Source organism: Acidovorax sp. SUPP2539 (genome assembly GCF_030158975.1).
GTDB lineage: Bacteria > Pseudomonadota > Gammaproteobacteria > Burkholderiales > Burkholderiaceae_C > Paracidovorax.
In genome coordinates, this window is the sequence record NZ_BQXJ01000002.1 from 1 (window position 1) to 22,398 (window position 22,398).

Sequence of the window (22,398 nt, forward strand, 5' to 3'; positions counted from 1 at the left end):
GGCCACAACTCAAAACCAACCTTTCTTGTCAGACTCTCCGGACAACTCAGTCATCCGTCTCACCTGCCAAGCCCGCAAGTATAGACCACTTTTCCCACACCCGTAGGAGAAAGATGACAAAAAATTGTCATCAAACCCCTCCCCTCACTCCGGCCTCCAACGCATCCACGAACAACGCGGCCACATCGCATCCTGTTTGGTCGTAGATCTCCTGGAAACAGGTGGGGCTGGTGACGTTGATTTCCGTGACGCACGTACCGATCACGTCGACGCCGGCCAGCAGCAGTCCTCGGCTCTGAAGAACAGCGCCCAGCGATCGACCGATTTCCATGTCTCTTTCCGTCAAGGGCTTGGCGACGCCCTTACCGCCCGCCGCCAGATTGCCCCGGACCTCCGTGCCCTGGGGAATGCGCGCCAAGCAATAAGGAACAGGCTGCCCCCCGATGATGAGGATTCGTTTGTCGCCGTCGACGATCTCCGGCAGGAATTTCTGCACCATCACGCTCTGCGAGCCCTCCTTATTGAGGGTTTCGATGATGCTTCCCAGGTTCAGGCCATCCTCCTTCACGCGAAAGATACCCATGCCCCCCATGCCGTCGAGCGGCTTGAGGATGATGTCCCGGTGTTCCGCATGGAAGCGGCGGATGTCTTCCGCGTCCCTGGTCACCAGCGTGGGGCCGATGAACTCCGGGAATTCCATGATCGCCAGCTTCTCCGGATGGTCGCGCAGCGCCCGAGGCTTGTTGAACACCCTTGCGCCCTCCCTCTCGGCCTGCTCCAGCAAGTGGGTCGCGTAGAAATACTCACTATCGAAAGGGGGGTCTTTGCGCATGAGCACGCATCCAAAGCTCGCCAACGGCACTTCGCGGTGACCCTGAACGGTAAACCATGCCTCAGGCTGTCCAGTGAGCACGATGTCCTGCACCCGCGCCATCACCTGCCCGCCGCGCTGCCAGGCGATGTGCGAGGGCTGGCACACGGAAATCGCATGGCCGCGCCGCTGGGCCTCACGCATCATGGCGAAGGTGGTGTCCTTGTAGATCTTGAAATGTTCGAGCGGATCGGCGATGAAGAGGATGTTCATGGTCTGCGAAAGGAAGGGATCGGCTATGCGCCCGGTGCGCGCTTGCGGCCGTACTGTTGCACAAATAGCGCAAGGCTGCCGGCCGCCACGCCCCAGAAGGCCGAACCGATGCCCGCAATGGCCACGCCGCTCAGCGTGACGAGGAAGGTGATAAGCGCCGCCTCCCGATGCGCATCCTCCTTGAGCGCCGACGCCAGGCCGGTGCCGATGGTGCCGAGCAGCGCCAACCCCGCGATGGCGTTGACCAGTTCCTTCGGGAACGCGGTGAGCAGCCCAGTGATGACCGCGCCGAAGATGCCGATCACGATGTACAGGAACCCGCAGGTGACGGCCGCGGTGTAGCGGCGGGCGCGGTCTTCATGCGCTTCGGGGCCCATGCACAGCGCGGCGGTGATCGCGCTGAAGTTGAGCGCGAAGGCCCCGAAGGGCGCGAGCACGAGCGTGGCCAGTCCGGTCATGGTGACCAATCGCGAAACGGGCAGCCGGTAGCCGGTCGCGCGCATGACCGCCACGCCCGGCAGGTTCTGCGACGCCATGGTGACCACGAACAGCGGAAGCGCCAGGCTGATCAGTGCAGGCAGGCTGAACTGCGGCGCCATGAACACGGGCGCGGCCAGTTCGAAGTGGACCGCGGACCAGGCCATCTGCCCGCTGCCGGCCGAAAAAGCCACGGCCACCGCGAGCGTCGCGACCACCGCATAGCGCGGCAGCAGCTGGCGCATCACCAGATAGCAGACCAGCATGAGCAGCACCAGCGGCAAGGCGGTATTGGCCGAGGCAAAGGCCTGCATGCCGAACCGGGCGAGCACGCCGGCCAGCAGCGCCGAGGCGATTTCCATGGGAATGCGGCCCATGATGCGCTCGAACCAGCCAGTGGCGCCGGCCAGCGCGATCAGCACCGCGCAGGCCATGAAGGCACCGACCGCCTCCCCCATGCTGAACCCGCCTGCGAGCCCCGCGGTGGCCAGGACGGCTGCGCCCGGCGTGGACCAGGCCACCATGACGGGCTGGCGCAGCAGCAGCGACGGCACCAGCGAACACAGCCCCATCCCCAGGCCCAGGGCCCACATCCAGGAGGTGATCTGCGCCGGCGTGGCCTGGAACGCCTGGGCCGCCTGGAACACGATGGCCACCGAACTGGTGAAGCCCACCAGGACGGAAACGAAGCCTGCGGTAGCGGTCGAAAGGCTCAGGTCTTTGAAGAAGGACATGGGCCGCGATTCTGTCACCGGCCGCCGGCCCGACCTCGATCTGGTCGAATTGCTATTAACTTAATAGCAGCAAGGGCAATCAAACCGCCGGCATGCGGCAGAAAAGCCCATGAATTCTCAAATCTCGATCTTGGAGCCCAGCTCCACCACCGCATTGCCCGGCAGGTTCAGGAAGCCGGCAGCGCCGCTCGCGTTGTGGTGCATCTGCGCGAAGAGCTTCTCGCGCCACGGGGCCATGCCGCTGCCGATGGTGGGGATGACGACATCGCGCGACAGGAAGTAGCTGGTGGTCATGGGCTCCAGCTCGCAGCCGCGCCCGCGCATCAGCGCCAGGGCGCCGGGCAGGTCGGGATCGTTCTTGAAGCCGTAGTGCACGATCACCTGCCAGCAGTCGCCGCCCAGGGGTTCGACCTGCAGCCGCCGGTCCAGCCCGATCCAGGGGACCTCGTGGCTGCGCACGGTCACGAACAGGTTCTGCTCGTGCAGCACCTTGTTGTGCTTGAGGTTGTGCAGCAGCGCATTGGGCACCGAGCCCGTCTCGGCCGTCAGGAAGACGGCGGTGCCGTCCACCCGGGTGGGCGGGCTGACGAAGACGGCGGTGAGGAAGTCGCGCAGGTCCAGGGAGTCGTCACGCAGCTTTTCGTTGAGCAGCTCGCGCCCGCGCTTCCAGGTCATCATCAGGGTGAAGACGATGCCGCCGATCAGGAGCGGGAACCACCCGCCCTGGAACAGCTTGAGCAGGTTGGAGCTGAAGAAGGCCAGGTCCACCACGAAGAACGAGCCCGTGGCTGCCACGCACAGGGCGAGCGGGTATTTCCAGCCGTAGCGGATCACGAAGAAGGTGAGCACGGTGGTGATGAGCATGTCCAGCGTGACCGCGATGCCGTAGGCCGCCGCCAGGTTGCTGCTGGAGCGGAACATGACCACCGCCAGCACGATGGCGACGAACAGCATCCAGTTGACGAACGGGATGTAGATCTGCCCCGTGTCCCGCACGCTGGTGTGCAGGATGTTCAGGCGCGGCAGGTAGCCGAGCTGGATGACCTGCTTGGTCACGCTGAAGGCGCCGGTGATGAGCGCCTGCGAGGCGATGACGGTCGCCATGGTGGCCATGATGACCAGCGGGATCAGCGCCCAGTCGGGGGCCATCATGTAGAACGGGTTCTTCACCGCCTCGGGCTCGGCCAGCAGCAGCGCGCCCTGGCCGAAATAGTTGATGGTGAGCGCCGGCATCGCCACACTGAACCAGGCCAGGCGAATGGGTTTCTTGCCGAAGTGGCCCAGGTCGGCGTAGAGCGCCTCGGCACCGGTCACGCACAGCACCACCGCGCCCAGCACGATGAAGCTGGTGCCCGGGTTGTTCCAGATGAAGCCCAGCGCATGGTGCGGGCTCAGGGCGCCCAGGATTTCCGGGTGGCCGATGATGTGCGGAATGCCCAGGGCGGCCAGGCTCAGGAACCACACCAGGGTGATGGGCCCGAAATAGCGCCCGATGCCGCCGGTGCCGCGCTTTTGCACCGCGAACAGGCAAAACAGCACGACGAGGGTGAGCGGGATGACGGCCTTGCCGAAGTGCGGCGACACCACTTCGAGCCCCTCGACCGCCGACAGCACCGAGATGGCCGGGGTGATGACCCCGTCGCCATAGAAGAGCGAGGTGCCGAAGATGCCGATGCACAGCAGCACGCTGCGCAGCCGGGGCTTGTCCTTCACCGCCTGGGAGGCCAGCGCCAGCATGGCGATGAGCCCGCCTTCCCCGTTGTTGTCGGCCCGCAGGACCAGCACCACGTATTTGAGCGAGACGATGGTGGTCAGCGTCCAGAAGAAGATGGACAGGATGCCGTAGACGTTCTGGGGCGTGAAGGCCACGTGTCCCGAGCCGAACACCTCCTTGACCGCATACAGCACGCTGGTGCCGATATCGCCATACACGACGCCGATGGCGCCCAGGGTGAGCGCCGCGAGCGAGGACTTGGAACTTTGCACAGACTGGCCCGCTGGCACCGGGGCCAACCGGGATTCCGATATTGGGGGACCGCTATTGTGGCGCGGCTCGCCCCCGATGGTTCGGCCCCCGCCCGGTTGTTGCAATGCAGCAACTGAGGCGGCCACGGCCGCCCCCTCCCCTTGCCCGAGCGTGGCCGCGCGGCCGTCAGTCGTAGATCTCGGCCTCGGGGTTGGTGGCTTCCAGCTCGTAGCTGGCGGCGAGCATCGCCAGGCGCGCCACCACACCATACATATAGAAGCGGTTGGGCGCGCTGGCGCCGGGGCGGGCGCCGGGCTGGGGCAGGTGCGTGCTGTGCTCGAAGGCCAGGGGCACGAAGCTCGCGCCGGGGGCGTTGAGGTTCTCGTCCACGCCGCGCTCGGCATGCATGCGGTAAAAGCCCCCGACCACGTAGCGGTCCATCATGTAGACGACCGGCTCGGCCACGGCCTCGTGCACCCGCTCCTGCGTGAGCACGCCTTCCTGGATGATCACGTCGCTCACCGCCTGCCCGTCCTTGATGACGGCCATCTTGTTCCGGGTCTTGCGGTTGAGCGCGTCCAGGTCCTTGGCGTCGCGCACGGTCATGATGCCCATGCCGTAGGTGCCGTTGTCGGCCTTCACGATGACGAAGGGCTTTTCGTTGATGCCGTATTCCTTGTACTTGCGGCGCACCTTGCCCAGCTGCGCATCGACGGCGGCGCGCAGCCCCTCCATGCCCGTGCCTTCGTTGAAGTCGACGCCTTCGCAGCGGCTGAACAGCGGGTTGATGAGCCACGGGTCGATGCCCAGCAGCTTGCCGAAGCGCTTGGACACTTCCTCGTAGCTCTGGAAATGGCGGCTCTTGCGGCGCACGCTCCAGCCGGCGTGCAGCGGCGGCAGCAGGTACTGCTCGTGGATGTCCTCCAGGATGCCCGGGGGGCCGGCCGAGAGGTCGTTGTTGAGCAAGATGGTGCAGGGGTCGAAGTTCTTGAGCCCCAGGCGCCCCTTGGTGCGGACCACGGGCTCGAGCGTGACGGAGTCGCCGTTGGGCAGGGTCACCGTGGTGGGCTTCTTGATCTCGGGGCTGATGGAGCCCACGCGCACGTTGAGCCCCGCCATGTTGAAGATGCGCTGCAGCTGGATCACGTTCGCCAGGTAGAACGTGTTGCGGCTGTGGTTCTCCGGCACGATGAGCAGGTTGCGGGCCTCGGGGCAGATCTTCTCGATGGCCGCCATGGCCGCCTGCACGGCCAGGGGCAGCATGTCGGTGGTCAGGTTGTTCCAGCCGCCGGGAAACAGGTTGGTGTCCACCGGAGCGAGCTTGAAGCCGGCATTGCGGATGTCCACCGACGTATAGAACGGGGGCGTGTGCTCCATCCACTCCAGGCGGAACCACCGCTCGATCGCGGGCATGGAATCGAGAATGCGCTGTTCGAGCTCGTTGATCGGTCCCGTGAGGGCGGTGATGAGATGCGGAACCATGAAAAGCCCTCGGAAGACGAAAGACGCGTTGAATTGTAGGGATATGGGGACGCGCCCCGGCTTCGCAACCCCGGCCGCCGGCTTTCGCCACCGGTGCGCCGCCCCGGCCCGCCCGGCCGCCGCCCCGCGCTACCGCCGCCAGAACGCCGGGGTGAGCAGCACCATGAAGCTCAGGATCTCCAGCCGCCCGAGCAGCATGGCCAGCGTGCAGACCCAGAGCTGGAACTCGGTGAGCACCGCGTAGGTGGCCGACGGCCCGAGCAGCCCCAGGCCCGGCCCCGTGCAGTTGACGCTGGCCAGCACGGCGGAGAACGCGCTCACCAGGTCCAGGTCGGTCAGCAGCAGCACCATGCTCAGCACCGTGACGGTGGCGCCATAGACCAGCATGAACGCCAGCACCGAGAAGATCATGCGGTGGTCCACCACCGCGCGGCCCAGGCGCACGGGCTGCACGGCGCGGGGGTGGGCCAGGCGTGTCATCTCGCGGCGGGCCTGCTTCAGCAGGATCAGCATGCGCACCATCTTGATGCCGCCGCCCGTCGATCCCGCGCTGGTGGCCACGCCCGACAGCATGAGCATGAAGATCGGAGCGAACACCGGCCAGGCCAGGTAGTCGGTGGTGGCAAAGCCCGTCGTCGTGGCGACCGACACCACATGGAAGAACCCGTGCCGCAGCGCCGCCAGCGGCGCATAGACGTCCTTGGCCCACAGCAGCAGCGCGACGAACAAACCGCCGCCCAGCAGCGTGAGCACGGTGGCGCGCATCTCGGGGTCGCACCACAGGCTGCGCCAGTGGCCCTTGCGCAGCGCGACGAAATACAGCGCGAAGTTGCAGCTGGCCACCACCATGAACACCACCGCGATGGATTCGAGCAACGGCGACTGGAAATGGCCGAAGCTGCTGTCGTGCGACGACAGCCCGCCCAGGCTCACCGTGGTGAACATGTGCATGACGGCATCGGCCGGCGGCATGCCGCCCAGCCAGTAGGCCAGCGCACACGCCAGCGAAAAGAGCACGTACACGCCCCACAGCCCCTTGGCGGTTTCGGTCATGCGCGGGGTGAGCTTGGTGTCCTTGACCGGTCCGGCGGCCTCGGCCTTGAAGAGCTGGCTGGCGCCCACGCCCAGCAGCGGCAGCACGGCCACCGCCAGGATCAGGATGCCCATGCCGCCCAGCCACTGCATGAAGGTGCGCCACACGTTGATCGACAGCGGCAGCGCATCCAGCCCCGTCAGCACCGTGCCGCCCGTGGTGGTCAGGCCCGAGACGGCCTCGAAGTACGCATGCGTGAACGATATCGGCCGGCCGATCTGGTGCATGGCCAGCAGCAGCGGCAGCGCGGCGAAGAGCGGCAGCACCACCCATACGAGCGCGACGAGGATGATGCCGTGGCGCGGCTGCAGTTCGCGCGCCTGGTGGCTCAGACCCGCCCACAGCCCGCCGCCGCACAGCAGCGTGGCCGCCAGGGCGCCGGCGTATTGCGGCCACAGGCCGTCGCCCGTCCACCAGGAGGCCGCCAGCGGCACGCCGAAGGCCAGCGAGAACAGGGCGAGCAGGGCGCCCAGCACGCGCAGAACGGGAAGAAGGTCCGCCATGGTGTCGGTGTGGAAGGAAACGAAGAGAGTCGGGGGCGCGGGTTCAGAAGAACGTGGCGCCCAGGCGGAAGGCCTTTTCCACATCGCGCACCAGGCGCTTGTTCGGCAGGAAGAACACCACGTGGTCCCCGCTTTCGATCACCGTGTGGCTGCGCGGAATGATGACCTGGGGTTCGGCGAAGGCGTCCGGGCCATCGCCCTCGGCCAGCGCCGCATCCGCCCCCGGCTCCGCGCCGGACAGACCGCGCACGATCAGCCCCATGTGTACCTCGGGCGGCAGGTGCAGGTCGCCGACCTTGCGGCCCACCACGCGCGAGCTCTTGCGGTCGCCGCGCGCCACGATCTCCAGCGCCTCGGCCACGCCCCGGCGCAGGCTGTGCACGGCCTGCACGTCGCCGCGGCGCACGTAGGCCAGCAACTCGCCCAGCATGGCCTGCGCGGGCGACAGCGCGATGTCGATCTGCGTGCCGTGCATCAGGTCGGCGTAGGAGCGGCGGTTGATCAGCGCCAGCACGCGGCTCGCGCCCATGCGCTTGGCCAGCAGGCAGGCCATGATGTTGTCTTCATCGTCGTCGGTGAGCGCGAGGAACAGGTCCACCTCCTCGACGTTCTCGTCGCCCAGCAGGTCTTCGTCCGTGGCATCGCCCTGCAGCACCAGCACCTCGGAGGGCAGCGTGGAGGCCAGCTCGACGCAGCGGTCCGGATCGCCTTCGATCACCTTGATGTGAAAGCGCCCCTGCTGCGCCAGCTGCCGCGCCAGGCGCAGGCCCACGCGGCCGCCACCGGCGATCATGATGCGACGCACCGCCCGCGCGGGCTGGCCGTCGCGCTGGTGCATGGCGGCCAGCACCTGGGGAATGTGCTCGCGCGCGGACAGCACGAAGACCTCGTCGCCCGCCGCGATGCGCGTGTTGCCGTCGCAGGCGATGAAGCGGTCGGGCTCTTCGGGAAAGCGGCGGTAGATGGCCACCATGCGCATGGCCACGTCCGGGATACCGGCCCGCATGTCGGCGATGCGCACGCCCGCCACGGTCGCGCCGGCCCGCACGCGCACCGACACCAGGCAGGCCCGGCCACCGGCGAATTCGCGCACCTGCAGCGCCTCGGGGTACTCCACCAGCTTGCCGATGTAGCGTGTCAGCGATTCCTCGGGGCAGATGATGCGGTCCACCGCGAAGCCGTCCTTGCCCAGCAGCAGCGCGGCCTGCTCGCGGTCGTGCTCGAAGCCGGAGGAGCGCACCCGCGCGATGCGCGTGGGCACGTTGAAGAGCAGCTGCGCAACCTTGCAGCACACGAGGTTGGTCTCGTCCTGCGCGGCGCAGGCGATGAGCAGGTCGGTGTCGCGCGCGCCGGCCTCGGCCAGCACCTCGGGGTCGATGCCGTTACCCACCACGCCGCGCAGGTCGAAGCGCGATTCCAGATCGCGCAGGCGCTGGGCGTCCGTGTCGATGACGGTGATGTCGTTCTGCTCGGACACGAGGCTGTCGGCCACGCTGCAGCCGACGCGGCCCGCGCCGAGGATGATGATTTTCATGTCAGTGTGGGGCTGGGCCGGACCGCAGGCTCGATGGGGACCGTCAGCCGCGCACTTCGCCTTCGCCCAGCACCACGTACTTGAGCGAGGTCAGGCCCTCGATGCCCACCGGGCCGCGGGCATGGAACTTGTCGGTGCTGATGCCGATCTCGGCGCCCAGCCCGTACTCGAAGCCGTCGGCGAAGCGGGTGCTGGCGTTGACCATCACGCTGGCCGAATCCACCTCGCGCAGGAAGCGCTGGGCGTGGCCGTGGTGGGTGGTGAGGATGGCGTCGGTGTGGTGGCTGGAGTAGCGGTTGATGTGGGCGATGGCCTCGTCCAGGCCGTCCACCACCTTCACGCTGATGATCGGGGCGAGGTATTCCTCGCTCCAGTCCTGCTGGGTGGCAGGCACCAGCTTCGCGCCCGGCACGCCGGCCAGCAGGGCGAGCGATTCGGGGCAGCCACGCATCTCCACGCCCTTGGCGGCATAGACCGCGCCGATCTGCGGCAAAAAGGCGGCCGCCGCGCCCCGCGCCACCAGCAGGCTCTCGCTGGCGTTGCACGGGCTGTACTTGTTCGTCTTGGCGTTGTCGGCCACCTTCACCGCCATGGCGATGTCGCAGGGGTCGTCCACATAGGTGTGGCAATTGCCGTCCAGGTGCTTGATGACCGGCACCTTGGCGTCGCGGCTGATGCGCTCGATCAGGCCCTTGCCGCCGCGCGGGATGATGACGTCCACGTACTCGGGCATGGCGATCAGGTGGCCGACGGCCTCGCGGTCGGTGGTCTGCACCAGCTGCACCGCGTCCTCGGGCAGGCCGGCCTCGGCCAGGGCCTGCTGCACCAGGGCCGCCAGGGCCTTGTTGGAGTCGATGGCCTCGGAGCCGCCGCGCAGGATGCAGGCGTTGCCGCTCTTGATGCTGAGGCTGGCGGCCTCGATGGTCACGTTGGGGCGGCTCTCGTAGATCATGCCGAACACGCCGATGGGCACGCGCATCTGGCCGACGCGAATGCCGCTGGGCTGCTGGCGCATGCCGGTGATCTCGCCGATCACGTCGCCCATGGCGGCGAGCTGCTCGCAGCCGAGCGCGCAGGTTTCCAGCACCTTGGGGGTGAGCTTCAGGCGATCGACCATGGGCTCGGCCAGGCCGGCGGCGCGGGCGCGCTCCAGGTCGCGGGCGTTGCTCTCCTGCAGCGGGGCGGTCTGCTCGCGCAGCAGGCGGGCCAGGGCGAGCAGGGCCCGGCTCTTGACCGCCGAGGGCGCCCGCGCCATCTGCGCGGAAGCCGCTTTTGCCTGGATGCCGAGGCCATGGGTGTATTCGGCGATGTGGAGCGCGTTCATGGGCGTGATTTTGACGCAGTTGCCGCGGCCGCGGAAACGCAGGGCTGTCGCGCCCCTCGCCTTTCGGAATGGAATCACTACCAATTTGATAGCACGATGCCCTAGTAATGATTGCGCCAGAGCCTGATTCGACCCCGAACCCTTTCCGGGACCACCGCCGTCACCCCAGCCCGGCGGGCGTGTCCAGATCGCGCAGCACGCCGGGGTCGTCCAGCGCGCAGCGCTGCGCGGCCGCCCAGTCGAGCGCACGGCGCACGCCGTCGTCGCCCGACAGTCCCTCCAGCCGGGGATACAGCACTGCCGGGATCAGCCGCGGATTGCCGGGCTGGCCGCCGAACACCGGCAGCACGGGCTGCCCCGGCTGGCGCTGCCAGGCCGCGATGAGCGCGCGCACGGTGGCCGCCCGCACGTCCCCCATGTCGGCCAGCGCGACCACGATGGCCGGCGCGCCGCGCACCAGCGGCAGGGCGGCCGACAGCGAGGCCGCCAGCCCATCGCCGCGCCGGAACGACCACGCCACCTCGACCTGCAGGCGCCGGCACCGCATCAGCCCCCAGGCATCGCCCGGCGGCAGCACGGCCACCACGCGCGGGCACACGGCCTGCAGCGGCGCGAGCGCGGCTTCCATCAGCGATTCATGGCCGGGCCAGGGCACGCGGCGCTTGTCGCTGCCGAAGCGCCGCGCGTGACCAGCCGCCAGCAGCACGCCGACCACGCCGTGGGCCGGCGCCGTGGGCAGGGCTTCGTCGCAGGCGGTGTCCATGGCGCGGCCTACACCGCGAGGTACGCGCGGCGCACCTCCTCGTTGCGCGATAGCGCCTCGATCGAGCCCTCGTAGCGGATCTGGCCCTTTTCCAGCACATAGGCCCGGTCGGACACCATCTCGGCAAAGCGCACGTTCTGCTCGGACAGCAGGATGCTCGCGCCCCGGGCCTTGAGCTGCAGGATCGTCTGCGCCATCTGCTCGACGATCACGGGCGCCACGCCCTCGGAGGGCTCGTCCAGCAGCACCAGGTACGGGTTGCCCATGAGCGTGCGCGCCACGGTGAGCATCTGCTGCTCGCCGCCGCTCATCTGCCCGCCGGGCCGCTGCGGCATGGCGCCCAGGTTGGGAAAGAGCTGGTACAGCGCGGCCGGCGTCCAGGACGGCGCCCCGCTGCCGTCGGGCCAGAGCCGGGGCGGCTGGCGGCCGACCTCCAAATTCTCGGTGACCGTGAGGTCGGCGAACACGCGCCGGTCCTCGGGCACGAAGCCCAGGCCCATCCGCGCGATCTCGTAGGGCTGCAGGCCCGCGATCGGGCGGCCGAGAAAATCCACCCGCCCCTGCCGCCGCGCGAGCAGCCCCATGATGGCCTTGAAGGTGGTGGACTTGCCCGCGCCGTTGCGGCCCATCAGCGCCACGACCTCGCCGCGGCGCACCTGCAGCGACACGTCGAACAGGATGTGCGCCGCGCCGTACCAGGCGTTCAGGCCGGAGACCTCCAGCAGCGGCGGCGGCGTCGGCGCGGGGGCCGTCATGCCGCACCCTCCGGCACCGCTTCCCGGTGCTCGCTCTTTTCCCCGAAGGTCGTGCCGGCGCCCAGGTACACCGCCTGCACCCCGGGGTGGTTGCGGATCGCGTGGGCATCGCCCTCGGCGATGAGCCGGCCCTGCGCCAGCACGATGATGCGGTCGGCATGGGCGAACACCACGTCCATGCTGTGCTCGGTGAACAGCACCGCCATGCGGCGCTCGGCCACGAGCCGCCGGGTGAGCGCCATGAGGTCGCTGCGCTCCTGCGGCGCCATGCCGGCCGTGGGCTCGTCCATCAGCAGCAACTGCGGATCGTTGGCCAGCGCCAGGGCCAGTTCCACGCGCTTGACGTCGCCGTAGGCCAGTTCGCTGCACGGGCGGTCGGCCTGCGCGTCCATGCCGACCTGGGCCAGGAGCGCCATCGCCTCGGCGCGGTAGTGCGAGGCGGCGGGCCGCCAGAGCGCGAACACGCGCCGGTGGTGCGACAGCAGCGCCATCTGCACGTTTTCGACCACGGTGAGCGAGGCGAACGTGGCCGCGATCTGGAAGGTGCGGCCCACGCCCAGGCGCGCGATGGCGCGGGGGGGCAGGCCCAGCAGCTCGCGCCCCTGCAACTGCACCGAGCCGGCCGTGGCCTTCGTCTGCCCGCCCACCATGTCGAAGGTGGTGGACTTGCCCGCCCCGTTGGGCCCGATGAGCGCGAGCAATTCCCCCGCCGCCAGGTCGAAGCCGATGCCATCGACGGCCTGCACGCCGCCATAGGATTTGCGCAGGCCGCGCACCTGGAGCAGCGTCATGGCGACGGCCCCTCGGGGCGGGCGCGTGCTGCCCGGCGCTGCGCGATCTGCTGCGCGAAGCCCGCGATGCCTTGCGGGAAGGCCAGGACCAGCAGCAGGATCACCCCGCCGAACAGCGCGCGCCAATACTCCGTGGCCCGCAGGATGGCGTCCTGCAGCACGCTGAACGCCGCCGCGCCGACGATGGGGCCCAGCAGGGTCTGCAGGCCGCCCAGCAGCACCATGACCAGCCCGTTCACCGACTGGCCCACGGTCACCGCCTCCGGCGAAATGCTGCCTTTGGAGAACGCGAACAGGCTGCCCGCCAGGCCGGCGAACCCGCCCGCGATCACGAAGGCCATCCACTGCACGCGCCGCACGTCGATGCCCACCGCCTCGGCCCGCAGCGCCGAGTCGCGCCCCGCGCGCAGCGCGTAGCCGAACGGCGCGAACAGCACGCGCCGCAGCGCCAACACCGACAGCCCCACCAGCGCCAGCGTGAGGTAGTAGTAGGCCGCGCCGCCCAGCCACGGCGCGGGCCACACGCCGATCAGGCCGTTGGAGCCGCCGGTGACGGCATCCCACTGGAACACCACCGACCACACGATCTGCGAGAACGCGAGCGTCAGCATGGCCAGGTACACGCCCGACAGGCGCACGCAGAACCAGCCAAAGACCAGCGCGCCGGCCCCGGCCACCAGCGGCGCGAGCGCCATGGCCAGCGGCATGGGCATGCTGAAGGCCTTGAGCAGCACCGCGGCGCCGTAGGCGCCCAGCCCGTAGTAGGCCGCGTGGCCGAACGAATGCATGCCGCCCGGGCCCATGATGAAGTGCAGGCTCACCGCGAAGAGCACCGCCACCAGCACGTCCTGCGCCAGCACCGTGGCATACGGCAGCCAGGCCGACAGCAGCGGCAGCGCGGCCAGGGCCGCCAGCACGGCCACCACCGCGGCCCGGAACAGCGGCGTGCCCGGGCACAGCGGCGCCTCCGCGGGTGCCGAATTGCGGCTCACGGCCTGGGGCCGCCCCATCAGACCCCAGGGCCGGAACACCAGCACCAGGGCCATCACCAGGAACTCCACCACCAGCGTGAGCTTGGAAAACGACACCTCGACGCCGAACCACTGCACCGTGCCCAGCCCCACGCACAGCGCCTTGATCTCGGCGATCAGCAGCGCAGCCACGTAGGCGCCCGGGATCGACCCCATGCCGCCCACCACCACGATCACGAACGCCTCGCCGATGGCGCGCAGGTCCAGCGCCAGGCTGGCCGGCTCGCGCGGCAGCTGCACCGCGCCGCCCAGCCCCGCGAGCATCGCGCCCAGCGCGAACACGCCCGTGAAGAGCCACGCCTGGTTGACGCCCAGGGCACCGAGCATTTCGCGGTCCTGCGTGGCGGCGCGCACCAGCGTGCCCCACCGGGTGCGCGTGAGCAGCAGCCACAGCAGGCCCAGCACCAGCGGGCCCAGGGCGATCAGAAACAGGTTGTAGGCCGGGTACTGCCGGCCCATCAGCTCGATCGAGCCCGCCAGGCCCGGCGCGCGCCGGCCCAGCAGTTCCTCGGGGCCCCAGAGCCACAGCACCGCGTCGCTCACCATCAGCACCAGCGCGAACGTGGCCAGCAGCTGGAACAGCTCCGGCGCGCGGTAGATGCGCCGCAGCAGCACCACCTCCACCAGCGCGCCGAGGGCGCCCACCGCCAGCGCCGCCAGCAGCAGGCCGAGCCAGTAGCCCAGCGGCCCACCGGCCGGGCCCGCCAGGCCCGCCATGCGCTCGACCAGCGAATACGCCAGGTACAGGCCCAGCATGTAGAACGAGCCGTGCGCGAAGTTGACGATGCGCGTCACTCCGAAGATCAGCGACAGGCCGGCCGCCACCAGGAAGAGCGACGACGCCTCGGCCAGCCCGTTGAGCAGCTGGGTCAGGAAGCCGGAGAAATCCATCGCGGGCGGAACGGGGCGCGGCGGGGTCGCGGGCGATCGGCAGGCCGGCGCGTCACGGCGCGGGGCGCAGCGCGCGCACCTCGGCCTCGGGCGGCAGCAGGGTGTCGCCGGGCACGTAGCGGTAGTCGACCATCACGCCCTTGCCATCCTTGAGCGCGATCTTGCCCACGTACACGCCCAGCGTGGACTGGTGGTCGATCGCGCGGTATTCGATGGGGCCGTCGGGCGTGGACACCTGGAGGCCGCTGAACGCCTTGGCCAGCGACTCGGCATCGGTCTTGCCGCCCGCGCGCTTCACGCCCGCGGCCAGGGACTGGATGGTGTCGTAGCCGATCAGCGCGCCCAGGCGCAGGTCTTCCTTGCCGTACTTGGCCTGGTAGGCCGCGACGAACGCCTTGTGGGCCGGCGTGTCGATGCTGTACCAGGGGTAGCCGGTGACGATCCAGCCCACGGGCGCCTCGTCGCGCAGCGGCTCCAGGTACTCGGGCTCGCCGGTCAGCAGGCTGACCACCGGGGTGCTCTTGAACAGGCCGCGCGTGGTGCCTTCGCGCACGAACTTGGCCAGATCGGGGCCGAACAGCGCGTTGAAGATGGCGTCGGGCTTGGCATCGGCGATGGCCTGGGCCACGCTGCCGGCGTCCAGCTTGCCCAGCGGCGCGGCCTGCTCGGTGACGAACTCGATGCCGGGCTGCTGCGCCTTCATGCGCTTTTTGAACGTGTCCACCGCCGACTGGCCGTATTCGTAGTTGGGGTACACGATGGCCCAGCGCTTTTTCTGGAGCTTGAGCGCCTCGGGCACCAGGGCCGACGACAGCATGTGGGTGGACGAGCGCAGGCGGTACGTGTAGGCGTTGCCGTTGTGCCAGGTGATCTTGTCGGTGAGCGCTTCGCTGGCCAGGAAAAAGCGCTTCTTTTGCTTGGCGTAGTCGGACAGCGCCAGGCCGATGTGCGACAGGAAGCTGCCCGCCAGGATGTCCACCCGCTCGCGCGAGACCAGCTCGTCGGCCAGCCGCACGGCCTCGCCGGGGTTGGCGTTGTCGTCGCGCGTGACCAGTTCGAGCTTCCTGCCGCCGATGCCGCCCGCCGCATTGACCTCGTCCACCGCCAGGTGCATGCCCTTCTTGTAGGCCTCCAGGAACACCGGCTGGGCCTTGTAGCTGTTGATCTCGCCGATCTTGATCGTGCCCTGCGCCCAGGCGGGGACACCGGGAAAAGCGCCCAACACGGCGACACAGGCCGCAGCCAGCCAGCGCGCGCCGGCGCCCGCAACGAAACGGTGGGGAAAGCTCATGACAACTCCTAGCGAAATAAAGGGTGGGCCGACTTTTCCTGCGGGTCCACCGGCGCAACCGCGCAACCCCCCGATGCTGGCACATCCACCGCAGGCCCAGCCCCGAAAATCGCAGCGATTCCATGGCCTTGCGGATCGCATTGTCCCGGGTAGCGGCCGGCCCGGGCGCCCCCGCCGGGCGCCGGCCGTGTTAAACATGCCGGACCGTCTCGCCACCGCCCTGCCCCGTTCGGCATGGCGGCCTGTCCTTCACTGCTTTCGGAATCTCCATGCGCACGCCTTTCGAACTCATCACCGCCCACTACGCCGCCTCCGCCCGCCAGGACATCGCCGCCATGATGGCCGACATGGCGCCCGACGTGCAGTGGACCGAAATGGCGGGTTTTCCATGCGCGGGCACCTGGGTGGGGCCTCAGCAGGTGATCGACAGAGTTTTCAAGGTGCTGGGCGCCGACTGGATCGGCTACCGCTTCGATCTGGAGACGTTGATCGATGGCGGCGACCGCATCGTGGGCGTCGGCAGCTACTCGGGCACCCATGGCCGCACGGGCAAGGCCATGCAGGTGCGGGCGGCGCACGTGTGGCAGGTGCAGGGCGAGCGAATCGTGCGCTTCGAGCAGTTCACCGACACCCTGCTGGTCGATCGTGCGATGGCCTGATTCCGGGCGGGGGAGCGATGCCCCGGCAGATGCTATTAAATTAATAGCTATATGCCCTAGGTATTATTGCGGCGGAGCCCGATTGGGGCATGCATCCAAAAGCCAGAGGCATGCCCGCCTGCCCCGCCCTCACTCCGAGAACGACGGCACCGCCACCGGCAGCGTCGGCGCCACCCAGCGGTAGCGGTCGTCCAGCACGTTGCGCTCCGGCATGGCACCGGCCCAGCCGATGTGCAGCAGATCGGCCAGGGTCCAGGCCGCCCAGTCGGCGCGAAACGGCCGCTGCGCCGTGGCGGCGGACACCGGCTGCGCCGCCGCGCTGCGCCAGATCACCGTGGGAATGCGGTAGCCCGAGGCGGTCGCGGGGCTGTGGCCCGCGCGGTCGCTGCCGTGGCCGACCTCCTGGCCGTGGTCGGACAGATACATCCACGCCCGGGACTCGCCCGGCCGCGCCCCGGCGCGCGCCAGCTGCAGCGTCTCGGACACCACGAAGTCGTGGTACAGCAGGGCCGCGTCGTACTGCTGGCGGTAGCGCCGCACCCAGGCCGAGCGGCCCTGGCCGGCCAGTTGCGCCTCGACCGCGTCCACGTGGTCGTCGAACGGGTTGTCGCCGCTCGGAAAGCGCAGCCGGTAGTGCGGGTGCGCGCCCATCAGGTGCACCACGATCAGCTTGCGCTCGGCGGGGTCGTCCAGCGCCTCCTGCACGCAGTCCAGCAGCTCGCCGTCCAGCGAGGCGCCCGCGCGGCCCGGCGTGCGGTTGACCATGTCCACCACGTCGGCCAGGCGCGCGTGCTGCTGCTCGATCGCCACGTCGTCGTGGTTGCTCATCCACCAGACCTTGTAGCCCGCGGCGCGGGCCAGCGCCAGCACGTGCTGTCCGTCGGCCCGGCCGGGCTGCCCGAAGCCGAAGAGGTTGGCCAGTGCCGGCAGCGTGCTGGCATCGACCGACCACGCATGGCGCAGCACGGCCATCTCCCCGCCCAGCACGCGCTGCTGGGCCTCCAGGCGCGGCGTGGTGGGGCGCGCGTAGCCGTACAGGCCCAGGTTGTCGCGGTTGATGCTGTCGGTCACCACCAGCACCACGGTGGACGGGCCGGGGCGCGTGACCGCGGGCGCCGCCTGCCGCGCGCGCTCCAGCAGGGCGCTGCGCTGGCGCTCCTGGTCGGCCCAGCCGCTGCGCAGGCCGTGGACCGCCGCGTTCCAGTGCATCCAGTAGGCGACCGGGTGCAGCCGACGCCACGGCTTGCTGGCATAGCCCACGGCGCTGAGCGCCAGCAGCGCGCACAGCAACGCCACCAGGCCCCGCGGCCAGCGCACGGCGGTGCGCAGCCCCTGGCGCGCGCTGCGGCCCACCAGCCACGCGGCGACCACCAGCGCCGCCGACCACACGGCCACCGAGCGCCAGTGCATCGACAGGTATTCGGCGCTCTCGCGGCCCGTGGTGTTGGCGGCCGCGCCGAGCACCAGCGTGCTGTCGGGCGCGGCCTGGTAGGCGTCCAGCAGATACGCGCGTGCCACGCCGTCGAGCGCGAAGGCCATGGCCCACAGCCACACGGCGGCGGTGCGCAGCCGGTGCACGGCGTCGCTGCGCACCGGCCAGGCCAGCCACAGCAGGGCGGGCAGGGCCAGCGCCATCAATTGCGCCACGCGGCGGCCATCGTGCCCGAGGGCCACCAGCGCCAGCACCGTGGCGGTGGCCAGGCCCAGGGCGCGCAGCGCCTGCCGCGGCGCGGGCGGGGGGGCCGCGGAAAGGGAGGAAGGGTCTGGCACGTTCGGGATCAGGCGCGTCGGGGTGGCGCGGATTCTGACAGCGGGCCAAGCCCCCGCACGCGCCAGGGCCGGCGCGGCCCCAGGCCGGCAGGGGCTTCTATAATCCGCGCTCCCTTGGGGAGTAGCCGGCTTTCGTGCAATGTCTTTCGAGCGTTGTACGAAGGCGCCTGCGTCAACACACTCGGCATGCTGCATGCCGTGGCGCAGGCAACCGTTGCGGTTGGCGAGACCATCGGCATGCCACCGCGACGAAAGGTCGGGCAGCGGGGGCGTGCCTTTGCGCTCGCCCGGCCGTACAACGACGTCCCCACCATGAATTTCGCCTCCACCGCCTTGCTCGCGCTGGCCATGTCCACCGACGCCTTCGCCGCCGCCGTCGGCAAGGGCAGCGCCCTGCAGAAACCCCGCTGGTCCGAAGCCCTGCGCACCGGCGCCATCTTCGGCGTCATCGAGGCCCTCACCCCGATCGCCGGCTGGGCACTGGGCTACGCCGCCTCCGGCTACGTGAAGGAATGGGACCATTGGATCGCGTTCACGCTGCTGACCATTCTCGGGCTGCGCATGGTGTACGCGGCGTTCCAGGCGCCCGATGCCGAAGCCGAAAAACCCGCCCGCCACGGCTTCTGGCTGCTGGCCGTGACCGGCTTTGCCACCAGCATCGATGCGATGGCCGTGGGCGTGGGACTGGCGTTCCTCGACGTGGGCATCCTGCCCGTGGCGGCCGCCATCGGCCTGGCGACGTTTGCCATGGTCACGATCGGCGTGATGGTCGGCCGGGTGCTGGGAAGCATCGCGGGCCGCTGGGCCGAGGCCGTGGGCGGCGTGCTGCTGATCGGCATCGGCTCGGTGATCCTCTACGAGCACCTAACCACGTTCTGATCCCGGCCCGCGCTACCCTTGCCGCATGACCCGTTTTTCCGACACCACCACCGCCCTCGTGCAACTGGCCACGCTGGACTCCGCCCTGGCCCGCTGCCGCGCCCCGGGCGGCAGCGCCACCGAGCTGAGCGCCACGGCCCGCGCGCAGGACGCGCTGCTGGCCGCCCTGCCCCCGCGCTATGCCGAGGTGCTGCACGGCCTGCTCGACCGCCTCGAATCGAGCGCGCTGTTTTCCGAGGAAAGCTGCTCGTTCAGTCAGAAGGACCTGCTGGACAGTCTGCAGCAGTGGGTGGACAAGGCCGGGGACGTGCTGCGCCAGGCGGGCTGACCGGGCCACCGCGACCCATCCACCGCCCGGTCACCGCTCGGCGCGGCCCGCCCACTTCTCCCGGGCGATGTAGGCGCGCACGCCCAGGCCCAGGAACGGCGCGGGCGGCATGCGCGCGAGCGCGCCCAGCGCCAGGGCGTCGGCGATCAGCGGATGGTCCTGGCCCAGCGCCAGATCGGCCGCGAGCGCGCCCAGCACCGTGTGCTTGACGATGCCCACGCCGTTGCAGCCCGCCACGCCGTGCACGTTGGAGGCCAAGCGCCCCCAGCGCGGCGCGCCGTTGCGCGTGATGGCGATGGCGCCTTCCCAGAAATGCGCGAGCGGCACGTCGGCCAGCTGCGGAAACCGCGCATCGAACACGGCCCGGTGCGCGCGCCGCACGCGCTCGCGCACGGCGCCGGCCACGCGAAAGCGCGGCGCGTATTCGAAGCCCTGGCGCACCAGCAGGCGGTGGTCGTCGGTGTAGCGCAGCGTGGCGCCGGCCACGGCGTTCACCGGCGTCACGCCCCAGCCCTGCGGTGCGCCCAGGCGCTCGCGCTGCGTGGGCGTGAGCGGCGCGCTCAGCGAGCCGAACGTGGCCAGCGGAAAGGTCTCGCCCTGGAACAGGCCGAGCTGCTGCGCAAAGGCGTTGCTGGCCACGATGAGCTGCGGCGCCTCGATGCGCCCCTGCGCGGTGTGGGCCACCACCGCGTGCGGGGCGATGTCCAGCGCGTGCACGGGCGTGTTCTCGTACAGAGCGACCTGGGCGGGCAGCGCATCGGCCAGGCCGCGGCACAGCGCGGCCGGGTTGAGCAGCACCGTGCCCGGCGTGTACAGCCCGGCAGCGAAGTAGCGCGTGCCCAGGCGCGCGGCGAGCGCATCGCGGTCCAGCCATTCGTGCGGCTCGCCAAGCGTGCTCAACTCTCGGGCGTGGTGCTCCAGCGTGCGCCCGGCCGCGGGCGAAACGGCGCAGTGGTACTTGCCCGCGCGGCGCCACTGGCAGTCGATGGCGTGCGCGGTGATGTGCCGCTGCAGGTCGGCCATGCCGGCGGCCAGCAGGCGCTGGTAGTGCGCGGCCTGGCGCAGCTCTTCGAGCGAACTGCCCACGTTGTGCGGCACGTCGATGGCGAAGCCGGAGTTGCGGCCCGAGGCGTTATCGCCCACCGTGCCCGCATCGACCAGCACCACGTGCGCGTGCGGGCGCAGCTCGGCCAGGCGGCGCGCGGCGGCCAGGCCCGCGCAGCCGGCGCCCAGCACCAGCCAGTCGGCCCGCACGGGGCCCTGCAGCGCCGGGCGCGGCGCGCGCGCCGGCAGGATGGCCGACCAGCCGTTGGTGGCATCGTCGGCCGGCAGGCGCAAGGGGGTGGGGCGCGGTGTCGGCAAGGCGATCGAAAGGCGCTGCGGGCGCTCAGCGCGCCCCGCAGGCCTTGCACAGCTGCAGCGCCAGCCGCTGCAGCGCCTGCCAGCCGTCGGTGGGCCAGTCGGGCGCCTTGAGGCCCTTGACGATGCCGTCCACCGTGTGCGCGGACTGCAGCAGCCGGGCGGCAGCGGCATCGGAAAAGCGCGGCGCGATGCGCTCGAACAGGCGCTCCTTGGGGCCCCAGATGCGGTTTTCGCGCAGGGCGATGGGCAGGGGCTTGCCGGCGTTGAGCGCGTCCTTCACGCGCTTCAAGGCGCGGATGTCCTCGGCCAGCGCCCAGTGCACCAGCACTTCGGCCTCGCCCTCGGCCTGCAGGCCATCGAGCATGCGCTGCACCCGGGCCACCTGGCCCGAGAGCACCGCCTCGGAGAGCTTGAACACGTCGTAGCGCGCCACGTTGAGCACCGCCGCCTCGACCTGGGCCCACGACAGCTCGCCGGGCGGATGCAGCAGCGCGAGCTTGGCGATCTCCTGGTGCGCGGCGAGCAGGTTGCCTTCCACGCGGTCGGCGAAGAACTGCAGCGTGCGCTGGCCCTCGTCGCCGCCGGCCACGCGCTGGCCCTGCAGCGACAGGCGCTGGGCGATCCACTGCGGCAGCGCGGCGCGCTCCACCGGGTCGATCTGCACCGAGATGCCTCGGCCGTCCAGCGCACTGAACCAGCCCCCGGTGCGGGTGGCCTTGTCCAGGCGGGGCAGCAGCACCAGGGTGAGCGTGCTGTCGTTGCCCTGCGCGGCCTCGGCGATCTGCTGCAGCGCCGCGCCGCCGTCCTTGCCGGGCTTGCCCGAGGGGATGCGGATCTCCACGATCTGCTTGTCGGCAAAGAGCGAGAGCGAGCCTCCGGCCGCCAGCACGGCGCTCCAGTCGAAGTGCGCGCCGGCCACGGTGTGGCTGCTGCGCTCGGTGTAGCCCTGGGCCCGCGCCGCCGCGCGGATGGCGTCGGCCGCCTCCTGCTGCAGGAGCGGTTCGTCGCCATGCAGGGTGTAGAGCGATCGCACGCCCTTTTGCAGGTGCGCGGCGAGCTGGTTCAGAGCGACTTGCATGGGAGCGGCCGGGGCAGGATCTTTGAATGAAACAGGCCGCATGCCCTAGAAAAACATGCGGTCACAGCTATCAAATCAATAGCAATCGAGGCATCAGCCATCAAACCGGGCGCGCCGCGGCGAGCCGGCGCAGCAGCTGCTGCACGAGATCGGTCTGCATGTTGCGGTACAGCAGCGCCTCTTCGGCCTCCTTGGCGAGCGCGATGCTTTCGTTGTAGCTCACGTCGCGCTGCTGCAGCAGCTCGGTGTCGGGGATCAGCTCCGCGCCCTGCTGGTTGCGCAGGCGAAAGTGGATGCGCAGGCGCAGCTGCAACTCGCGCACCTGGCCCGAGGCGTTGTAGCCCACCACCACGCGCTCGCGCTGCTCGGACAGCAGCTCGAAAATGGCGTCGGCCGTGGTCTTTTGCGTGGGATCGCGCAGCACCGTGAGGTTGCCGCCCGCGCCCTGCAGCGTGCGCTGCAGCTCGCGCGCCAGGGGTGAGCCGCCGCCCGCCTCCACGTAGAGCGAGCGGAACTGGAACTCGGGCGCGCGGCGCAGGTGAAAGCCGCAGGCGGCCAGGGGCGCGACGGCCAGCAGCGACAGGAGGGTGCGTTTTTGCATTG

The 22,398-nt window shown here is 69.9% G+C and carries 19 protein-coding genes and 1 riboswitch; of the genes, 3 read left to right on the forward strand and 16 right to left on the reverse strand.

The window, feature by feature from the left end; all coding sequences use genetic code 11:
- Positions 1-130: 130 nt before the first annotated feature.
- The 12 genes from gshB to AVTE2539_RS07675 form a co-directional block, all read right to left on the reverse strand.
- Positions 131-1,084 (reverse strand): glutathione synthase, encoded by a 954-nt coding sequence (gene gshB, locus AVTE2539_RS07620; RefSeq protein ID WP_284409502.1) that lies wholly within the window; start codon positions 1,082-1,084, stop codon positions 131-133.
- Between the two features lie 23 nt (positions 1,085-1,107).
- On the reverse strand, positions 1,108-2,295 hold the full coding sequence (locus AVTE2539_RS07625) for a benzoate/H(+) symporter BenE family transporter (RefSeq protein WP_284409504.1): 1,188 nt from the start codon (positions 2,293-2,295) through the stop codon (positions 1,108-1,110).
- A gap of 117 nt (positions 2,296-2,412) precedes the next feature.
- On the reverse strand, positions 2,413-4,281 hold the full coding sequence (locus AVTE2539_RS07630) for a potassium transporter Kup (RefSeq protein WP_284401544.1): 1,869 nt from the start codon (positions 4,279-4,281) through the stop codon (positions 2,413-2,415).
- A gap of 166 nt (positions 4,282-4,447) precedes the next feature.
- Positions 4,448-5,743 (reverse strand): glutamate--cysteine ligase, encoded by a 1,296-nt coding sequence (gene gshA / locus AVTE2539_RS07635; protein ID WP_272566777.1) that lies wholly within the window; start codon positions 5,741-5,743, stop codon positions 4,448-4,450.
- A 129-nt stretch (positions 5,744-5,872) separates the two neighbouring features.
- Entirely contained in the window at positions 5,873-7,339 is a 1,467-nt protein-coding gene (locus AVTE2539_RS07640; protein ID WP_284409506.1) for a TrkH family potassium uptake protein, read from the reverse strand.
- 43 nt (positions 7,340-7,382) lie between these two features.
- A complete protein-coding gene (gene trkA, locus AVTE2539_RS07645; protein WP_284409508.1) occupies positions 7,383-8,873 on the reverse strand; it encodes a Trk system potassium transporter TrkA in 1,491 nt (496 codons plus the stop codon).
- 43 nt (positions 8,874-8,916) lie between these two features.
- Positions 8,917-10,197, reverse strand: coding sequence for a glutamate-5-semialdehyde dehydrogenase (locus AVTE2539_RS07650; protein WP_284409510.1), 1,281 nt, complete (start codon positions 10,195-10,197; stop codon positions 8,917-8,919).
- A 160-nt stretch (positions 10,198-10,357) separates the two neighbouring features.
- On the reverse strand, positions 10,358-10,960 hold the full coding sequence (locus AVTE2539_RS07655; protein ID WP_284409512.1) for a nucleotidyltransferase family protein: 603 nt from the start codon (positions 10,958-10,960) through the stop codon (positions 10,358-10,360).
- An 8-nt stretch (positions 10,961-10,968) separates the two neighbouring features.
- The gene (locus AVTE2539_RS07660; protein ID WP_284409515.1) at positions 10,969-11,715 is read right to left on the reverse strand and encodes an ABC transporter ATP-binding protein; all 747 of its coding nucleotides are present in this window, start codon (positions 11,713-11,715) and stop codon (positions 10,969-10,971) included.
- Complete coding sequence (locus AVTE2539_RS07665; RefSeq protein ID WP_284409517.1) at positions 11,712-12,506, reverse strand: ABC transporter ATP-binding protein; 795 nt, start codon at positions 12,504-12,506, stop codon at positions 11,712-11,714. Before AVTE2539_RS07665 ends, AVTE2539_RS07660 begins: the two co-directional genes overlap by 4 nt.
- The gene (locus AVTE2539_RS07670; RefSeq protein ID WP_284409522.1) at positions 12,503-14,428 is read right to left on the reverse strand and encodes an ABC transporter permease; all 1,926 of its coding nucleotides are present in this window, start codon (positions 14,426-14,428) and stop codon (positions 12,503-12,505) included. The genes AVTE2539_RS07665 and AVTE2539_RS07670 overlap by 4 nt, the downstream gene beginning before the upstream one ends.
- A gap of 52 nt (positions 14,429-14,480) precedes the next feature.
- Complete coding sequence (locus AVTE2539_RS07675) at positions 14,481-15,719, reverse strand: ABC transporter substrate-binding protein (RefSeq protein ID WP_284409524.1); 1,239 nt, start codon at positions 15,717-15,719, stop codon at positions 14,481-14,483.
- A gap of 269 nt (positions 15,720-15,988) precedes the next feature.
- Here AVTE2539_RS07675 and AVTE2539_RS07680 point away from each other — a divergent pair, with 269 nt between their 5' ends.
- Positions 15,989-16,378, forward strand: coding sequence for a nuclear transport factor 2 family protein (locus AVTE2539_RS07680; RefSeq protein ID WP_284407315.1), 390 nt, complete (start codon positions 15,989-15,991; stop codon positions 16,376-16,378).
- A gap of 129 nt (positions 16,379-16,507) precedes the next feature.
- Here AVTE2539_RS07680 and AVTE2539_RS07685 read toward each other — a convergent pair whose 3' ends face one another.
- Positions 16,508-18,148 carry a sulfatase-like hydrolase/transferase gene (locus AVTE2539_RS07685; protein ID WP_502868895.1) on the reverse strand — a complete coding sequence of 547 codons (1,641 nt, stop codon included), beginning with the start codon at positions 18,146-18,148 and terminating at the stop codon, positions 16,508-16,510.
- Positions 18,149-18,257: 109 nt separating this feature from the next.
- A riboswitch (yybP-ykoY riboswitch) is annotated at positions 18,258-18,445 on the forward strand.
- A gap of 15 nt (positions 18,446-18,460) precedes the next feature.
- Between AVTE2539_RS07685 and mntP the strand changes: the two genes are divergently transcribed.
- Both mntP and AVTE2539_RS07695 read left to right on the forward strand, forming a co-directional pair.
- A complete protein-coding gene (gene mntP, locus AVTE2539_RS07690) occupies positions 18,461-19,027 on the forward strand; it encodes a manganese efflux pump MntP (RefSeq protein ID WP_272566760.1) in 567 nt (188 codons plus the stop codon).
- A 25-nt stretch (positions 19,028-19,052) separates the two neighbouring features.
- Positions 19,053-19,355: a hypothetical protein gene (locus AVTE2539_RS07695; protein WP_272566759.1), complete on the forward strand. Its 303-nt coding sequence runs from the start codon at positions 19,053-19,055 to the stop codon at positions 19,353-19,355.
- Between the two features lie 30 nt (positions 19,356-19,385).
- Here the strand turns inward: AVTE2539_RS07695 and AVTE2539_RS07700 are convergent, their stop codons facing one another.
- The 3 genes from AVTE2539_RS07700 to AVTE2539_RS07710 form a co-directional block, all read right to left on the reverse strand.
- Entirely contained in the window at positions 19,386-20,717 is a 1,332-nt protein-coding gene (locus tag AVTE2539_RS07700) for an NAD(P)/FAD-dependent oxidoreductase (protein ID WP_284409526.1), read from the reverse strand.
- 25 nt (positions 20,718-20,742) lie between these two features.
- Positions 20,743-21,795 (reverse strand): DNA polymerase III subunit delta, encoded by a 1,053-nt coding sequence (gene holA, locus AVTE2539_RS07705; protein ID WP_272566756.1) that lies wholly within the window; start codon positions 21,793-21,795, stop codon positions 20,743-20,745.
- Between the two features lie 100 nt (positions 21,796-21,895).
- Positions 21,896-22,396 carry an LPS-assembly lipoprotein LptE gene (locus tag AVTE2539_RS07710; RefSeq protein ID WP_272566755.1) on the reverse strand — a complete coding sequence of 167 codons (501 nt, stop codon included), beginning with the start codon at positions 22,394-22,396 and terminating at the stop codon, positions 21,896-21,898.
- Positions 22,397-22,398: the final 2 nt, after the last annotated feature.

Coding starts and splice junctions, on each gene's coding strand:
- AVTE2539_RS07695 (WP_272566759.1), top strand. CDS start 19,053: ATGACCCGTTTTTCCGACACCACCACCGCCCTCGTGCAACTGGCCACG.
- gshA (WP_272566777.1), bottom strand. CDS start 5,743: ATGGTTCCGCATCTCATCACCGCCCTCACGGGACCGATCAACGAGCTC.
- holA (WP_272566756.1), bottom strand. CDS start 21,795: ATGCAAGTCGCTCTGAACCAGCTCGCCGCGCACCTGCAAAAGGGCGTG.
- AVTE2539_RS07675 (WP_284409524.1), bottom strand. CDS start 15,719: ATGAGCTTTCCCCACCGTTTCGTTGCGGGCGCCGGCGCGCGCTGGCTG.
- AVTE2539_RS07670 (WP_284409522.1), bottom strand. CDS start 14,428: ATGGATTTCTCCGGCTTCCTGACCCAGCTGCTCAACGGGCTGGCCGAG.
- mntP (WP_272566760.1), top strand. CDS start 18,461: ATGAATTTCGCCTCCACCGCCTTGCTCGCGCTGGCCATGTCCACCGAC.
- AVTE2539_RS07625 (WP_284409504.1), bottom strand. CDS start 2,295: ATGTCCTTCTTCAAAGACCTGAGCCTTTCGACCGCTACCGCAGGCTTC.
- AVTE2539_RS07660 (WP_284409515.1), bottom strand. CDS start 11,715: ATGACGGCCCCCGCGCCGACGCCGCCGCCGCTGCTGGAGGTCTCCGGC.
- AVTE2539_RS07680 (WP_284407315.1), top strand. CDS start 15,989: ATGCGCACGCCTTTCGAACTCATCACCGCCCACTACGCCGCCTCCGCC.
- trkA (WP_284409508.1), bottom strand. CDS start 8,873: ATGAAAATCATCATCCTCGGCGCGGGCCGCGTCGGCTGCAGCGTGGCC.
- AVTE2539_RS07650 (WP_284409510.1), bottom strand. CDS start 10,197: ATGAACGCGCTCCACATCGCCGAATACACCCATGGCCTCGGCATCCAG.
- gshB (WP_284409502.1), bottom strand. CDS start 1,084: ATGAACATCCTCTTCATCGCCGATCCGCTCGAACATTTCAAGATCTAC.
- AVTE2539_RS07640 (WP_284409506.1), bottom strand. CDS start 7,339: ATGGCGGACCTTCTTCCCGTTCTGCGCGTGCTGGGCGCCCTGCTCGCC.
- AVTE2539_RS07710 (WP_272566755.1), bottom strand. CDS start 22,396: ATGCAAAAACGCACCCTCCTGTCGCTGCTGGCCGTCGCGCCCCTGGCC.
- AVTE2539_RS07655 (WP_284409512.1), bottom strand. CDS start 10,960: ATGGACACCGCCTGCGACGAAGCCCTGCCCACGGCGCCGGCCCACGGC.
- AVTE2539_RS07665 (WP_284409517.1), bottom strand. CDS start 12,506: ATGACGCTGCTCCAGGTGCGCGGCCTGCGCAAATCCTATGGCGGCGTG.